Origin of the sequence: Amycolatopsis sp. 505, assembly GCF_031625235.1 — a bacterium.
Classification (GTDB): domain Bacteria; phylum Actinomycetota; class Actinomycetes; order Mycobacteriales; family Pseudonocardiaceae; genus Amycolatopsis.
On sequence record NZ_JACKQP010000020.1, the window covers coordinates 77203 to 92931 of the forward strand.

Consider the following 15729-nt stretch of genomic DNA (forward strand, 5'->3'; position numbering starts at 1 on the left):
TGGAACGCGATCGCCTCACTCGTGAACCGCGGCCGCTTCTCCGCCTCGAACGTGTTCGCGTAGTACGTGCCCGGGCGCGTCCCGTCGAGCGACGGCTGGAGGTAGTACGCGATCGTGCCGCTCGCCGCATCGGCCTCCGGTACCGGCGCGACCTCGCACTTCTCGGCCGGGATGCGCGAGAACCACCGCGGCGCGACGGCTTCGGCGCGGGCGATCGCGTCCCGGGCCGCGGACAGCAGTTCCTCGCCGTCCCGCCAGCGCAGCGCCGGATCGGTGCGCAGGCGCTCGAAGATCTCGCCGAGCTCCGTGGTGCCGAACACCTTCGCGCCCAGCTCGCGGTACTCCTCCGCGAGCTTCCCGATCAGCGCCAGCCCGGTCTCGTGCAGTTCCTGGGCCGTGCGCTCGGTGGTCGTCTCCGCGCGGATCAGCGCGGCGTACCGCTCGGCCCCGCCCGGCACGTGGGAGATGCCCGGCGCGGTCTCGGGCCGCCCGACCGGCTCGACCTCGTCACGCAGGAAGTCGCGGTAGCGCGCGTAAGCCGGGTGGACGACCTCGGCGAGCAGCCTGTCCCGCTCGGTTTCGAAGCCCTCGACGGCCGCAGTCGTGCTCACCTTCAGCGGGTCGGTGTCCGCCGCCGCCAGGTAGCGGTCGATGTACTCGATGCCGACGCGGGCCAGGTACGCCGGCGGCACCAGGCCTTCGGCCAGGCTTTCGCGCTGCCGCTCGGCCAGGTCGGCCAGGAACGGCTCGATCGCGGCGAGCCGGGCCAGGTAGCCGCGCGCCTTCTTCTCGTCGTCCAGCGCGTAGTACGGCAGGTACATCAGCAACCCCAGGGCGGGCGCGGTGAGCCCGTCGCTGACGCCGAGATCGGCCGACCGCGCGCCGAGCCGATCGGCCTCGACCTCGGCGGCCGCGATCACGACCTCGCGGGTGACGGCCTCCTCCGGCGTCAGGCCCTCGGTGGCCAGCGCCCGCGCACGATCCGCGAGGGCCCGGTACGCGGCCCGGAAGCGCTCCTGCGCGGCCCGGGTCTGGTCACCGAGGCGGTCGTGGTCGCCGGGCAGCCCGAGCACCGACGGGTGCAGCGGCTCCTGCTCGAAGGACAGCTCGACGAGCTCGCTCGCCAGGCCGTCGACGGTGTCGCCGTGCCCGGCCACCCATTCGTCGACGACCGTGGCGAGCACCGACAGCGGCAGCTGGCCGCCGGCCAGCACGAGGTCGTGGAACGCGCGGACGTCGAACCGCGAGCCGAGCCGCTGCGACGCGCGGGCCCGGGCGCGCTGGATCTCCCGCCGCCCCACCATGTACCCGAGCGCCTGGCCGGGCCAGGCGATGTAGCGGTCGACCTCGGACTCGATCTCCGGGCGCGCCTCCGGCGTGTGCTCGAGCAGGTAGTCGACGGCCTGCTGCCGGCTCCACCCCAGTGCGTGCAGCCCGGTGTCGACGACCAGCCGGCCCGCCCGCAGCGAGTCGCCGGCCAGCATGCCGAGCCGGGCGACGTCGTCGGAGTAGAGCCCCATTTCCTCGGCGAGCCGCTCGCTGTAGAGCCCCCAGCCTTCGACGTAGGCGTTGAACATGCCGATGCGGCGCAGCAGCGGCAGCTCGGTGAGCCCCTGCGCGATGCTGAGCTGGAAGTGGTGGCCCGGCACGGCTTCGTGGAACGCCGTCGTTTCGGCCATGTGCCGCAGCCGCTCGGTGGCTTCGTGGGTGTTCGCGAAGTAGATGCCCGGTCGCGAGCCGTCGCCGGCCGGGCGCAGGTAGTACGCCGCGGGCGCGCCGGGCGCGACCTCCGCCGGCACCGCTTCGACCGTGCACTGCTGCTCCGGGATCCGGCCGAACCACTTCGGCGCTTCCGCCGTCGCCCTGGCGACGGCCGTGCGGGCGGTCTCCAGCAGCTCGTCCGCGCTGCGCCAGCGCAGCCCCGGGTCGGTGCGCAGGCGCTCGAAGATCGCGGCCAGGTCGTCGGTGCCGAACACCTTCAGCCCCAGCTCGCGGTATTCGGCGGCGAGCGCCTCGATGGTGTCGAGGCCGATCCGGTGCAATTCCTCCGGGCTGAGCCCGGTGGTCGTGTGCATCCGCGCCAAGCCGGTGTAGGTCTCCGCGCCGCCGGGCAGCCACGACACGCCCGGCCGGTCCGCGGGGCGTCCGTGCGGCTTGACCTCGGCGATCAGGAACTCGCGGTATTCGGCGAAGGCCGGCCGGACGACGTCGGTGAGCAGCTCCTCCCGCCGCCGCTCGAACTCCTCGTCCGGGGCGGGCTGGCGGCGCAGCGGGTCGGCCGCCGGGTCGGCGAGGTACCGGTCGAGGTGCGCGACCGCGGCGTCGACCAGGTGGGCCACCGGGAGCAGGCCGTCGGCGATGCCCTCGGCGTGCCGCCGCGCGGCCTGGCGCAGGTACACCGGGATCGCGGCGAGCCGGCCGAGCTGGGCCTCCGCGGCCTCGCCTGCCGTCACCGTGGTCATCGGCAGGGCCATCAGCAGGCCCGCCGCGGGCCCGATGGACAGGTCGGTGACGGCGAATTCGACGAGCCGGCTGTCGATCGAGGCGATGCGGTTCTCGGCCGTGGTGATCAGCACTTCGCGGGTGACCCGGTCCTCGGCGCTGTCCGGCTCCAACGCGCGGGCCCGCTCGAGGAACGCCACGAGCCGGGCCCGGAACGCGCGCTCGGCTTCGGCCGACAGGTCCGCCAGGCCGGGCTCCGCCGGGCGGATGCCCAGCAGGGCCGGCGTCAGCGGATCGGCGGCGAACAGCGCTTCGACGAACTCGTCGGCGAGTTCGGTGACCGCGGTCATGGCAGGACCCCCAGCTTCGGCTGATGTGCTCTCGGCCGACCCTAACGGAGATCACCGACAGAACCGCCGCGCCGTTCGCCCGGGGCGGACGGCCTGCGGCGCCGCGGATCGGCCAGGAGGTAGCGTTCTTCAGGTGGCCGTGACCGATCCCGTGGATACCCGCCTGCTCGCCGCGCTCGCCGACCTCGGCAAGGCGGCGGTGCACGAGCTGGCGGCCAAGGTCGGCATGGACCCCCGCGAAGTCGCCTACCGGCTGGTCGCCCTCTCCGGCAGCGGGCTCCCCTTGCTCGTCGGCGTCGAAAGCGACCCGAACGGCCTGCGCGCGGCCATCGCCGGCGCGCCGCCGTCGTGGGCGAACCGGCCGCCGCAGTTCCCGCCGCCTTCGCAGCCCGTGCCTTCGCAGCCGCCCGCGCCGCCGATGCCGCCGCCGGTCCAGGGGACGCCTTCGGGGCCGTACACCGTCCAGGGCGCCCCTTCCGGGCCGTACAACGTCCAAGGCGCCCCTTCCGGACCGTACACCGTGCAAGGCGCGCCCTCGGGGCCGTACAACGTCCAAGGGGCACCTTCGGGGCCGTACAACGTCCAGGGGACGCCGTCCGGCCGCTACCCGGGCCCGCCGCCCCAGCAGCAACCGCCGCGCCCGCCCCGGCCGTTCACGCCGCCGCCGGTGCCGCTCGACCCGGCCGTGAGCACGTGGGGCGTCCCGCAGACGGCGTCGTGGGCCCGCGGCGACGAACCCGCGCGGCCGAGCGGGCCCGCGGCCGGCAAGCGGGGCCGGCTCGGCGAGGTCATGGAGACCCAGGGCCTGGAGGGCGAGCAGCTGTCGGTGCAGCTCCTGGAGGTCCAGGACCCGGCCGACTACCTGTTCAGCGCGGCCGGCTACCGCCTGGAGGACGGCGAACGCGCGGTCGTGGTGCACACCGAGATCACCAACCGCGGGTCGATCCCGTTCGCGTCACTGCCGGACAACTACCTCGAACTGCTCGCCGCCGACGGCCAGGCGATCGGCAAGGCACCGGTGTCGCTGACGTCCCGGCCGCCGCACAAGATCGGCGTCAAACCGGGCGAGACGCTGGGCGGCCACACGGTGTACGTGCTGCCGGACGCCACCCGCGTCGTCTCGGTCCGCTGGAGCCCCCGGCCGGAGCCGGACGAGCGCACGCTGACCTGGTCGATCGAGGATCAGTAGCTCTCGTCGCGCAGGATTTCCAGGGCCTTCGCCAGGTCCTCCGGGTACTCCGACTCGAACTCGACCCAGCGGCCGTCCGCGGGGTGGGCGAAGGCCAGGGTCTTCGCGTGCAGCCACTGCCGGCTCAGGCCGAGGTGGCGGGCCAGGACCGGGTCGGCGCCGTAGGTCAGGTCGCCGACGCAGGGGTGCCGCAGCGCCGAGAAGTGGACGCGGATCTGGTGCGTCCGCCCGGTTTCGAGCTTGATGTGCGCGAGCGACGCCGCCCGGAACGCCTCGACGACCTCGTAGTGCGTCACGCTCGGACGGCCACCCTGGACCACCGCGAACTTGTAGTCGTGGCGCGGGTGGCGGTCGATCGGGGCGTCGATCGTGCCGCGCGTCGGGTCCGGGTGGCCCTGGACGATCGCGTGGTAGCCCTTGTCGACCGTGCGCTCCTTGAACGCGCGCTTGAGCACGGTGTAGGCGTGCTCGCTCTTGGCCACCACCATCACGCCGGTGGTGCCCGCGTCGAGCCGGTGGACCACGCCCTGGCGTTCGGCCGCGCCCGACGTCGCGATCCGGAGGCCGGCCGCGGCGAGGCCGCCGACGACGGTGGGGCCGGTCCAGCCCGGGCTCGGGTGCACCGCGACGCCGACCGGCTTCGAGATCACCACGATGTCGTCGTCGTCGTGCAGGATCTGCATGCCTTCGACCGGCTGCGCGACGACCTCGACCGGGTTCGCCGGCTCCGGCAGGGTGATCTCCAGCAGGCCGCCGCCGGACAGGCGGTCGGACTTGCCCGCGGGACGGCCGTCGAGCAGCACGTCCCCGGACTCGGCGAGCTCGGCGACGACCGTGCGGGACAGCCCGAGCAGCTTGGCCAGGCCGGCGTCGACCCGCATCCCGTCGAGCCCGTCGGGCACCGGGAGCATCCGCGAGCTCACGCCTGCTCCTCCTGCTGTTGCTCGGCCTTCTTCTTGTCCTTGGTCGATGTGCCGTCGTAGTCCTTGCCCAGCAGGGACAGCAGCACGATCAGGGCGCCGCCGACGCAGATCGCGGAGTCGGCGATGTTGAAGATCGCGAAGCCCTTGCCGTTGGGCGCGAAGGCCGAGATGAAGTCGACGACGTGGCCCTGCAGCCCGCCGGGCGCGCGGAAGATGCGGTCGGTCAGGTTGCCGGTGGCGCCCGCGAGCACCAGGCCGAGGCCGATCGCCCAGCCGATCGAGCGCAGCCGCCGCGACAGCCAGATGATCGCGATGACCACGGCGAGCGCGACCAGGGCGAGCACCCAGGTCATGCCGGTGGCCATCGAGAACGCGGCGCCGGGGTTGCGGATCACCTGCAGGTAGATCAGCCCGCCGAGGACCTTGACCGGCTCCTTGCCCTCCAGGTTGGCGACGACCAGGTTCTTCGTCACCAGGTCGATCGCCCAGAACACGACGGCGACCGCGAAGACCCAGCCGACCCGCCGCTTCGGCAGCAGCGGCTTCGCCGGCACCTCCGGGTTCTCGGGCGCGTCGGCGGCCGGATCGGGCACCGCCTCGGCGGGCGCGGCGGTGTCGGGTTCGGAGTGGCTGGGCTCGGTGCTCACCGGTCCATTGTCCACGGCGCTGGTCAGGCGGCGGCGGGCCCGTCCGGACGCGGCCGCAGGAGCACGGCGAAGGCGGCCGCGAACAGGACGCCCGCCGCGGCGAGCGCGCCGGCTGCTGGAGGTAGGAAAACCGTCGCGACCAGCGCGAACACGCCGGTGACGGCCAGCAGGAACCAGCTGCGTTCGCAGCCGGCCAGCACCAGGAGGCCGAGCGTCGCCAGGAGCGCGCCGCGGACGTCGCCGCCGAGCCGGAACTGGAGGGCGCCGACCAGGTCGAGCAGCGGGACGGCGGCCAGCGCCCCGAGCGTGCCGAGCAGGAACCGGCCGGGACGCTCGGGCCGCAGCTGCCGCCAAGACCAGGCGGCCACGCAGAGCACCACGCAGACGAGACCGGCGAGCCAGCCGAGCCGCGCCGAGGGCACCACGTCGACGGCGGCGGCGATCGCTCTCTGCTCGCTCGCCAGGCCGGTGCCGTTGAGCTCGTTGGTCGCGAAGCCGTGCGACCGCTGGTACCCCAGCGTGCTTTCGGGGCGGTCCGTGACCAGGTCGACGGCCACCAGCACGATCAGCGCGAACCCCAGCGCGGCCAGCGGGAACCAGGACCGCCGTGAACACCCCATCGGGTCAGGGTATCGAGCGCGGGCTTCCCCGCAGCAGGGCGATGAAGGCGGCGGCGAGCAGGATCATCGCCGAGGCCAGCATGCCCGCCGTGTCCGCCGAGAGCACCACGGCGACCAGGGCGAATGCCACCGTCGTCAGCAGGACGAACCGGCTGCGTTCGCAGGCGGCGAGCAGCAGCAGGCCGAGGGTGGCCAGGAGCGGGCCGCGCAGGCCGTCGCCGAGGCGGAACTGCCAGGACCCGACCAGGTCGAGCAGCGGGACGGCGAGCAGCGCGGCGATCGTGCCGAGGACGAACCACCCCACCCGGCCCGGCCGCCGGGCGAACGCGTACCAGACGGCGGTGCCGAGGACGGCCACGCCGAGCGTGACCAGCCATACCGGCCCGGCCGGGAGGCTGCTGTCCCCGACGTGGAAGTCCAGCGGCCACCGCTGCGCGCGGCTGTACTCGGTCGCGCCGGGCGGGACCGCCGGTGCGAGGAGGAGGTTCGCGGACTCGCTTTCGGCCCGGCTCCGGCGCCACAGCAGCTGCACGACGACCGAGCCGAGCTGCGCGAACCCCAGCAGTGCCAGCGGAAACCAGAAACGCGGCCCTCTCCCCATCGGCCCAGGCTGGCGTTCAGCAGAACGGCGGCAGCTCGCGCGGGTCGCCGACCGGGGCCCAGCGGCCGTCCACCTTCGCGTACTCCCAGCGAGCTCCGCGGGCGACGATCTGCCGCAGGGCGAGGAGCACGCGGTCGACGTGTTCCTCCGTGCTGCCGAGGCCGAGGCTGACGCGGACCGCCTGCTGCCCGTCGCCGCCGGTGCGGCCGATCAGGCGCTTGGCCGCGATGTGGGCGCAGAAGGCGCCGTCGCGGACGCCGATGCCGTACTCGGCGGACAGGACCGCGGCGAGCCAGCCGGGGTCGAAGCCGTCGACGACGAAGCTGACCGTGCCGACCCGGTCGACCGGCGCGTCGAACAGCCGCAGCTCGGCGCAGCCCGGGATGCTCTCGAGGCCCTTGCGGAGCCGGGCGAGCAGGGCCTGCTCGTGGTCTTCGATCGCGGCCCAGTTTTCGCCGAGGGTCTCGCACGCGACGCCGAGCGCGTACACGCCGACGGTGTTGGGCGAGCCGGCTTCGTGGCGCTCCGGGCCGGTGTTCCAGACGACGGCGTCTTCGGTGACGAGCTTGGTCGCACCGCCGCCGGCGAGGTACGGGCGGGCCGCGCGCAGCCAGTCGGCACGCCCGATCAGCGCGCCCGCACCGAAGGGCGCGTACAGCTTGTGGCCGGACAGCGCGACGTAGTCGACGTCGAGTTCCTTGAGCGAGATCCGGCGGTGCGGGGCCAGCTGGGCGGCGTCGAGGGCGATGCGGGCGCCGTGTTTCCGCGCCACGGCCGCGATTTCCGCCACCGGGAGCAGCTCACCGGTCACATTGGACGCCCCGGTGACGACGACCAGCCGCGGGCCCTGCGGGGCTTCGGCGAGTGCTTCGTCCACAGCGGACACCGCGGCGAGGCGGGTGCGCGGCGTCGGGATCCGCCGGACGTTCGGGCCGTGCCACGGCAGCAGCGCGGCGTGGTGCTCGGTGTCGAAGACAACCACCGTGGTGTGCCGGGGAAGGCTGCGGGCGAGGAGGTTGAAGGAGTCGGTGGTGTTGCGGGTGAAGACGACGGTGTCGGTACGCCGCGCGTCGACGAAGCGGCGCAGGACGTCGCGGGTGCGCTCGTAGAGCTTGGTGGAGACCTGCGACGCGAAGCCGGCGCCGCGGTGGACGCTGGCGTACCAGGGCAGGAACTCGTCGACCTTCGCGCGGACGGCGTCGAGGCAGGGTGCGCTCGCGGCGTGGTCGAGGTTGGCGTAGCCGATGTCCCCGCCGGTCACCAGCGGAACCCGCAGCGACGCCCCGGCGACGGCGGGAACGGCAGGGGCTTCGAGCTGGGTGCGGTCGATGGCGAGAGTCATCGGGGTGCCTCCTCGGCGATCCGGGGGACCCCGGCGAGGGGCCCGCGCTTGCCCGTCGCACGGCGCGACCGGCCCGGTCTTCACCCGGGGCACCCCACCGCGGTAGGAGGGTTGCCGGCCAGCAAGCCGGGGCTTCGCGCTGGCACTCATGACCTGGTTCGAAAGGTAACCGAGAGCGCGCCCGGGCGCCAACCCCCGTCGCACATTCTGAGACGCCGGTCACAGAGCGTGCTCAGCGACCGGATTCGCCCTTCCAGCGGGCCAGGCGGCCGGCCCGGTCGACGGCGCGCAGCCGGCGTTCGACCGCGTCGCGGACCGCGCTCGTCGTGACGACCAGGAGCTGGTCGTTCTCCTGCAACCGGCTGGTCTTCTGCGGGGTGAACCCGGCGCCGTCGCGGACGACCAGGCTGATCGTCGCCCCGACCGGCAGCCGCAGCTCGGACAGGTACACGCCGTGCATCTTCGACCCCGGCTGGATGCGGACCTGCAGCAGTTCGGCGCCGAGCTCGTCCAGCGGCGCGGAGTCGACCTCGATCTCGTGCGCTTCGGACTTCTTGGCCAGCCCGAGCGTGCGCGCGAGCGGGCCGAGCGTCGCCCCCTGGACCAGCGTCAGCACGATGACCAGCACGAACACCGCGTCGACCAGCCGCTGCGCGCCCGGCAGGCCCTGCGACAACGGGATCATGGCGAGCACGATCGGCACCGCGCCGCGCAGCCCGGCCCACGACAGGAACACCTGTTCCCGCCACGGCAGGCGGAACGGCAGCATCGACAGCACCACCGAGACCGGCCGCGCCAGCAGCAGCACCACCGCGCCCGCGACCAGGCCCGGCACGATCGCGTCGAGCAGCCGGCCCGGCGAGGCGAACAGCCCGAGCAGCACGAACAGCCCGATCTGGGCCAGCCACCCCAGGCCCTCGGCGAACGAGAGCGTGTCCGACCGGTGCGGCAGCCGCGAATTGCCGAGCACCAGCGCGGCGACGTAGGTGGCGAGCAGCCCGGACGCGTGCAGCAGCTGCCCGGACGAGTAGGCGACGACGCACACCGCGACCGTGGCCAGCGGGTAGAGGCCGGTCGCCGGCAGCGCGGCCCGGCGCAGCGCGATCCCGCCGAGCCAGCCGAAGGCGAGGCCGATGACCAGGCCCGCCGTCAGCTCGTAGACCACCAGCAGCGGCAGCGTCCAGTCCACAGTGGTGCCTTCGGCCAGGACCACGACGGCGATGTAGGCCGGTGCGTCGTTGATCCCCGACTCGAGTTCGAGCGCGCCGGTGAGCCGTTTGCCGATCCCGGCCGTGCGCAGCACCGAGAACACCGCGGCCGCGTCGGTCGAGGCGAGCACCGCGCCCCACAGCAGCGCCAGCCGCCAGTCGAGGCCCAGCAGCCAGTGCAGGGCCGCGCCGGTGGCCGCAACGCTCACCACGACGGCCACTGTGGACAGTGCGATCCCGCGGCCCAGCGCGGGTTTCACCGCCGACCACCGGGTGGTCAGCCCGCCTTCGGCGAGGATCATGACGAGGGCGGCGAGGCCGAGCGACTGGGTCAGGCCGGGGTTGTCGAACCGGATGCCGAAGCCGGCTTCGCCCAGCAGGACGCCGATCCCCAGGTACAGCAGCAGCGAGGGCAGGCCGAGCCGGATCGACACGCGCACGGCCAGCACGGACGCGAGGAGGACGACGCCGCCGACGCCGAGCAGCACGGGAAGCTGGTCCATGCCCGCCTCCTCCCGAGTGCCGTGGGGCTCTCAGAATAGTGAGGCACGTGGATTAACTCGTTCGTGTACCGCTGCCCGGCGCCGGACACCCGGTGTGTTAAGGCGCCGCAACACCACTGAGCGCGTCGAGATCGACACCGAGCGCGGCGAACGGCTCCCCCGCTGCCGGCAGCACCTTGACCGCGCGGTGACCGTCCCGGGCCACCCAGCCGGCGTCGACCGCCCGCTCGAGCAGCGCGGCGGGCAGGGCGCCGGCGAGGTGGTCGCGGCGCTCCGTCCAATCCAGACAGTCACGCAGCAGCGGCCGCCGCCCGGCCGCGACGGGGACACCGAGATCCGCCAGGACGTCGCGGCCGCGCGGGGTCAGCGCCAGCCCGGCGGCGGTGTCGACCAGGCCGGTGGCGAGCATGCCCTCGCGGAGGGCGACGCCGAGCTCGCCGGCGAGGTGGTCGTAGCAGGTCCGGGCGAAGCCGAGCCGCCGGGCGCGCAGGGAGGACTTGAGGCCGGTGACCGGCCGGTGACCGGCAGCCTTTCGGGGGCTCCGGGTGGCGGAGCCCCCGGCCCGGGGCAGCGCCCCGGATGTCACTGCGTGCTGGGCCAGGTGCTCGATCAGCTCGGCGACCCGCGGGTCGGCGATCCGGACGTAGCTGGCCCGCCCCTGCTTGACGCGGGCGACGAAGCCGGCACCGGCCAGCCGGGTGACGTGCTCGCTGGCCGTCGAGAGCGCGATCCCGGCCGCCTTCGCGAGCTCGCCGACGGTCCAGGCCCGCCCGTCCAGCAGCACGAGGCACATGGTGGCCCGGCTCGGGTCGGCGAGCACCGCGGCCACCTCGGCCAGCGCGATCGTCTCCATGCCCCCACGCTACGGCCCCGACCCGTCGGCCACGGCCGAACCTTCGTACCCGGCCGGACGACACGCGTACCTGGATGGACGACACGCGTACCTGGATGGACGACACGGCGGCTGCGGGCCGGTGCGGGTCAGAGGGCCTTGAGGAACTTGGCGGCCAGTTGGACGGCCGGGCCGGAATCGTTCGACTTTTCGAGGACCACGGCGAAGGCGATGCTGCCGCGGTAGCCGACGAACCAGCCCGTGGCGTTCGAGCCGTCGCCGAACTGGGCCGTGCCCGTCTTGCCGAAGACGTTGCCCGCCGACGCCGCCGCGCGGCCGGTGCCGCTCTGGACCACCGCGTGCATCATCTTCCGCACTTCCCCGAGCACCGACGCCGGCGGCGGCGAGTAGCCCTTGACGACCGAGGTCTCCAGGTCGTGCCACAGCCGGGGCGTGATCGCCTTGCCGGTCGCCACCGTGGCCGCCATCAGCGTGCCGCCGAGGGCACTGGCCTGGATGCGGCCCTGGCCGAACCCGTCCTCGACCTGCTCGTCCTTGCTCGCCGCGGGCTCGACCTTGCCCAGCTCGGTCTTGATCCCGGGGATGTCGTAGTCGGCGTTGAGGCCCAGCTCGTCGGCCGCCTTCTTCAGCCCGTCCGCGGGCAGGGCGAGCGCGAGCTGGCCGAACGTGGTGTTGCAGGAGCGGGCGAACGCCGTCTGGAGGTTCGTCGCGCCCAGCTCGAAGCCCTCGTTCTTGACCGTCCGCGTGCCGATCGTCGCGACGCCCGGGCAGTCGACCGGCGACCCCGCGTTCAGGCCGCTCTGCTGGACCGCCGCCACCGACGTCGCGATCTTGAACGACGATCCCGGCTCGTACAGGCCGTTGAGCGCCTTCGGCGCGTTCCCGGCCGCGGCGTTCTGCGCGACCGCGAGGATGTCCCCCGAGCCCGTGTCGAGGGCGACGAGCATCGCCGATCCCTGGTAGCCGTCCACCGCGGCCTGGGCGGCGTTCTGCGCGGCCAGGCTCAGGCTCGCCACGAGCGGCTTCGCGTCGGCGTCCGACGTCTTCCCGTACAGCCGCTCGAGGCTCTTGCCGCCGCCGTCGACGCGTTCGACGGCGAAGCCGCTGCCGGCCGCGGCCGTCACCTGGCCGACGAACGCCGAGCGCAGCAGTGGCGCCGGATTGCCGTCCACCATCCGCGGGCCGCCGGCCCCGCTGATCACCAGCGGTTTGCCGTCCCGGTCGGCGACCGCGACCGTGTCCTGGGCGGCCGTGCTGATCACCAGCCGCTGGCCAGCCTCGAGCTTCGGGTGCAGCAGCGACGGCGCCCAGTGCACCAGCCACTTCCCGCCGCTCTGCACGAGCTCGAACGGCACGTCGTAGGTCCAGACCTGCCCCGGCTTCAGCGTCCAGGACATGCTGAACGTGCCGCCCGTCCGGTTCGCCCCGGCCGGGGACGGCTGCAGGACGGTCAGCTTGGCGGCCACCGACGTCGGGTTCAGCGTGTTCCGGGTGGCCCGCAGCGCGACCGCGGCGGCCGCGTTGTCGTCGGTCAGCCGGCCCGCCGCGTCCGGGTTGTTCTCGGCGAGGTCCTGCAGGTATTCGGTGATCGCCGTGTTCGGGTCGAGCGCACCCGGGCTCTCCACGGTGGTCGCGCCGGTGGCGGCCTCCGGGGCCGATCCCCCGCTGTTCAGCAGGAAGAACGCGGCCGCCACGACCACGACGACCAGCAGCGCGCCACCGATCAGGATGCCGCGTCTCTTGCCAGGGCTCATTCCGGTTCCCCTCCCCCAAGGAGCCACCCGTGGGTGGCCGGTCGAGTCTGCACCCTACCGGCCACCCCCGGCAATCATGATTTCGCGACCGACACCGTGACCTTCGTGCCGTCCCCGACCGTGCCGGCGAAGCCCTCGCCGGCCGGGCCGTGGGTCACCGACGTGGCGAGGGTCTCCGACGCGAGGAACCCCTCGTGCGTCCGAGCCGCCGCCACGACGTCGTCCGGCGCGTCGACGGTGAGCGCGATCCGGTCGGCGACGTCGAGCCCGGCGTCGCGGCGGGCCTGCTGCACGACCCGGACCAGGTCGCGGACCAGGCCCTCGGCCACCAGCTCCGGCGTCACCTCGGTGTCGATCAGGACCAGGCCGGACCCGCCGGGCAGTTCCGCCGCCGCGCCGCCGCCCTTGGCGACGAGCCGGCGTTCGAATTCGCCTTCCTGGAGGGCGATCCCGGCCGCGACCACGGCGCCGCCCTGGAACGACCAGTCCCCCGCCTTGACGGCCTTGATCACCGTCTGGACGTCCTTGCCCAGGCGGGGCCCGGCGGCGCGGGCGTTGACCGCGACCTCGAACCCGCCGTGCGCGGCGACGTCGGTGGTCAGCTCGACCGCCTTGACGTTCACCTCGTCGCGGAGGATGTCGGCGAAGGGCGCCAGCGAAGAGGCGTCCTCGGCCGCCACGACCAGCGACGACAGCGGCAGCCGCACGCGCAGCTTGTTCGCCTTCCGCAGCGACAGCGCCGACGACGCCACCTGCCGCACCCGGTCCATCGCCGTCACCAGCGCCGCGTCCGCGGGCAGGTCGTTGGCGTTCGGCCAGTCGGCCAGGTGCACCGAACGACCGCCGGTGAGCCCGCGCCAGACGACCTCGGTGGTCAGCGGCAGCAGCGGCGCCGCGACCCGCGAAGTCACCTCCAGCACGGTGTGCAGCGTGTCGATGGCGTCCGCTTCGCCCGCCCAGAAGCGGTCGCGCGAGCGGCGCACGTACCAGTTCGTCAGGACTTCGAGGAAGTCCCGGACGGTCTGGCACGCGCCCGCGACGTCGTAGTTGTCCATCGCGTACTCGACGTCGGTGACCAGTTCGTGCGTCTTCGCCAGGACGTACCGGTCGAGGACGTTCGCCGAATCGGTGCGCCACCGGCCTTCCACGCCCTCGGCGTTCGCGTACAGCGCGAGGAAGTAGTAGGAGTTCCACAGCGGCAGCACGGCCTGGCGGACGGCGTCGCGGATGCCCTTGTCGGTGACGACGAGGTTGCCGCCGCGCAGGATCGGGCTCGCCATCAGGTACCAGCGCATGGCGTCGGAGCCGTCGCGCTCGAAGACCTCGTTGACGTCCGGGTAGTTGCGCAGCGACTTGGACATCTTCGCGCCGTCCGAGCCCAGCACGATGCCGTGCGAGACGCAGGTGCGGAACGCCGGCCGGTCGAACAGCGCCGTCGCGAGCACGTGCAGCAGGTAGAACCAGCCGCGCGTCTGCCCGATGTACTCGACGATGAAGTCGCTCGGGTAGTGGTGTTCGAACCACTCGGCGTTCTCGAACGGGTAGTGCACCTGGGCGTAGGGCATCGAGCCCGAGTCGAACCAGACGTCGAGGACGTCCGGGACGCGGCGCATGGTCGACTCACCCGTAGGGTCGTCCGGGTTCGGCCGGGTCAGCTCGTCGATGTAGGGCCGGTGCAGGTTGTCCAGCCGCACGCCGAAGTCCGCCTCGAGCTCGTCGAGCGAGCCGTAGACGTCGGTGCGCGGGTACGCCGGGTCGTCGGACTGCCACACCGGGATCGGCGTGCCGAAGTACCGGTTGCGGGAGATCGACCAGTCGATGGCGTTCTCCAGCCACTTCCCGAACTGGCCGTCCTTGACGTTCTCCGGGTACCAGGTGATCTGCTGGTTCAGCTCGACCATCCGGTCCTTGAACTGCGTCACCGCGACGAACCACGACGAGACCGCGCGGTAGATCAGCGGGTTCCGGCAGCGCCAGCAGTGCGGGTAGCTGTGGTCGTAGGTCTCGTGCCGCAGCAGCACGGCACCCTGCCGTGCCGCGGACCCGGTGCCGTTCTTGAGGTCCCGCACGATGTTCGGGTTGGCGTCGAAGACCTGCTGGCCCTCGTAGTCCGGCACGGTGGCGTCGAACTTGCCGTGCGCGTCGACCGGGGTGACCGGCGGGATGCCGGCGGCGTCGGTGACGAGCTTGTCGTCGGCACCGTAGGCGGGCGCGATGTGGACGATCCCGGTGCCGTCGTCGGTGGTGACGTAGTCGGCGGCCAGTACCTGGTGGGCGTTCTCGGTGCCGGTGAAGTACGGGAACGGTGGGGCGTAACGGGTTCCGAGCAGCTGCGTGCCGGTGTAGTGCGCGACGACCGTCGGCTCCTCGCCGAGCTCACGCGCGTACGCGGCCACCCGTGCTTCGGCGAGCAGGAACCGCTTGCCTTCGCTCTCCACGACGACGTACTGGACGTCCGGGTGCACGGCCGTGGCGAGGTTCGACGGCAGCGTCCACGGCGTCGTCGTCCAGATGAGCAGGTAGGTGCCGTCGAGGTCGTTCCCGTTGCCCTCCAGGCGGAAACCGACCGTGACGGCCGGGTCCTGGCGGTTGCGGTAGACGTCGGAGTCCATGCCGAGCTCGTGGTTCGACAGCGGCGTCGCGTCGCGCCAGCAGTACGGCAGGACGCGGTAACCCTCGTAGACGAGTCCCTTGTCCCACAGGCGTTTGAACGCCCACAGCACCGACTCCATGTACGTGACGTCGAGGGTCTTGTAGTCGTTGTCGAAGTCGACCCAGCGGGCCTGGCGGGTGACGTACTCGCGCCACTCGTCGGTGTAGCGGAGGACGGACTCCTGCGAAGCCGCGTTGAACTTCGCGATGCCCATCTCTTCGATCTCGGACGTCTCGGTGATGCCGAGCTGGCGCATCGCTTCGAGCTCGGCGGGCAGGCCGTGGGTGTCCCAGCCGAAGCGGCGCTCGACCTTGCGGCCCTTCATGGTCTGGTAGCGCGGCACCAGGTCCTTGACGTACCCGGTGAGCAGGTGGCCGTAGTGCGGCAGGCCGTTGGCGAAGGGCGGGCCGTCGTAGAAGACGTACTCGTTCTCGCCCTTTTCGCCCGCGGGGCGCGCATCGATCGTCGCCTGGAAGGTCCGGTCGCTCTCCCAGTAGGCGAGGACCTGCTTCTCCAGGGCGGGGAACGACGGCTGCGACGGGACTCCTGCGCCGTCGCCGAGCTGGGCCTGGGGGTACATCCGGGTGCTCCTCGGTTCGTCTCTCGCGTACGGACGACCGGGCTCCCGGTCACCCACACGGGGA

11 protein-coding genes and 1 riboswitch are annotated in these 15729 nt (G+C 72.9%); of the genes, 1 reads left to right on the top strand and 10 read right to left on the bottom strand.

Translation table 11 applies throughout. The annotated features are described in order from the left end of the window. Positions 1 to 2792, bottom strand: a 2792-nt coding sequence (locus tag H5965_RS44740) for a DUF885 domain-containing protein (protein ID WP_310977396.1), incomplete at its 3' end; no start/stop codon positions are given. A 133-nt stretch (positions 2793 to 2925) separates the two neighbouring features. On the opposite strand from H5965_RS44740, the gene H5965_RS44745 reads away from it, so the two are divergent. Then, positions 2926 to 3981: an AsnC family protein gene (locus H5965_RS44745; protein WP_310977397.1), complete on the top strand. Its 1056-nt coding sequence runs from the start codon at positions 2926 to 2928 to the stop codon at positions 3979 to 3981. On the opposite strand, the gene H5965_RS44750 is transcribed toward H5965_RS44745, so the two are convergent. From H5965_RS44750 to ileS, 9 genes are all read right to left on the bottom strand, one after another. Continuing rightward, positions 3975 to 4904 carry an RluA family pseudouridine synthase gene (locus H5965_RS44750; protein WP_310977398.1) on the bottom strand — a complete coding sequence of 310 codons (930 nt, stop codon included), beginning with the start codon at positions 4902 to 4904 and terminating at the stop codon, positions 3975 to 3977. The genes H5965_RS44745 and H5965_RS44750 overlap by 7 nt on opposite strands. Continuing rightward, the gene (gene lspA, locus H5965_RS44755; protein WP_396137006.1) at positions 4901 to 5551 is read right to left on the bottom strand and encodes a signal peptidase II; all 651 of its coding nucleotides are present in this window, start codon (positions 5549 to 5551) and stop codon (positions 4901 to 4903) included. Before lspA ends, H5965_RS44750 begins: the two co-directional genes overlap by 4 nt. Positions 5552 to 5574: 23 nt before the next feature. Then, positions 5575 to 6171, bottom strand: coding sequence for a hypothetical protein (locus H5965_RS44760; RefSeq protein ID WP_310977399.1), 597 nt, complete (start codon positions 6169 to 6171; stop codon positions 5575 to 5577). A 4-nt stretch (positions 6172 to 6175) separates the two neighbouring features. Then, complete coding sequence (locus H5965_RS44765; RefSeq protein ID WP_310977400.1) at positions 6176 to 6772, bottom strand: hypothetical protein; 597 nt, start codon at positions 6770 to 6772, stop codon at positions 6176 to 6178. A 16-nt stretch (positions 6773 to 6788) separates the two neighbouring features. Next, complete coding sequence (locus H5965_RS44770) at positions 6789 to 8114, bottom strand: aminotransferase class V-fold PLP-dependent enzyme (RefSeq protein WP_310977401.1); 1326 nt, start codon at positions 8112 to 8114, stop codon at positions 6789 to 6791. A gap of 39 nt (positions 8115 to 8153) precedes the next feature. Then, positions 8154 to 8268: riboswitch (SAM riboswitch) on the bottom strand. Between the two features lie 78 nt (positions 8269 to 8346). Then, positions 8347 to 9825: a potassium/proton antiporter gene (locus H5965_RS44775; RefSeq protein WP_310977402.1), complete on the bottom strand. Its 1479-nt coding sequence runs from the start codon at positions 9823 to 9825 to the stop codon at positions 8347 to 8349. Positions 9826 to 9922: 97 nt separating this feature from the next. After that, positions 9923 to 10678 (bottom strand): metalloregulator ArsR/SmtB family transcription factor, encoded by a 756-nt coding sequence (locus H5965_RS44780; RefSeq protein WP_310977403.1) that lies wholly within the window; start codon positions 10676 to 10678, stop codon positions 9923 to 9925. Positions 10679 to 10806: 128 nt separating this feature from the next. Beyond that, on the bottom strand, positions 10807 to 12432 hold the full coding sequence (locus H5965_RS44785; protein ID WP_310977404.1) for a penicillin-binding transpeptidase domain-containing protein: 1626 nt from the start codon (positions 12430 to 12432) through the stop codon (positions 10807 to 10809). Between the two features lie 74 nt (positions 12433 to 12506). Beyond that, positions 12507 to 15665: an isoleucine--tRNA ligase gene (gene ileS / locus H5965_RS44790; protein WP_310977405.1), complete on the bottom strand. Its 3159-nt coding sequence runs from the start codon at positions 15663 to 15665 to the stop codon at positions 12507 to 12509. Positions 15666 to 15729 lie beyond the last annotated feature (64 nt).

Excerpts from the sequence above, each read along its gene's own strand:
- H5965_RS44760 (WP_310977399.1), bottom strand. The coding sequence starts at position 6,171 with ATGGGGTGTTCACGGCGGTCCTGGTTCCCGCTGGCCGCGCTGGGGTTC.
- H5965_RS44765 (WP_310977400.1), bottom strand. The coding sequence starts at position 6,772 with ATGGGGAGAGGGCCGCGTTTCTGGTTTCCGCTGGCACTGCTGGGGTTC.
- H5965_RS44770 (WP_310977401.1), bottom strand. The coding sequence starts at position 8,114 with ATGACTCTCGCCATCGACCGCACCCAGCTCGAAGCCCCTGCCGTTCCC.
- H5965_RS44775 (WP_310977402.1), bottom strand. The coding sequence starts at position 9,825 with ATGGACCAGCTTCCCGTGCTGCTCGGCGTCGGCGGCGTCGTCCTCCTC.
- H5965_RS44780 (WP_310977403.1), bottom strand. The coding sequence starts at position 10,678 with ATGGAGACGATCGCGCTGGCCGAGGTGGCCGCGGTGCTCGCCGACCCG.
- H5965_RS44785 (WP_310977404.1), bottom strand. The coding sequence starts at position 12,432 with ATGAGCCCTGGCAAGAGACGCGGCATCCTGATCGGTGGCGCGCTGCTG.
- ileS (WP_310977405.1), bottom strand. The coding sequence starts at position 15,665 with ATGTACCCCCAGGCCCAGCTCGGCGACGGCGCAGGAGTCCCGTCGCAG.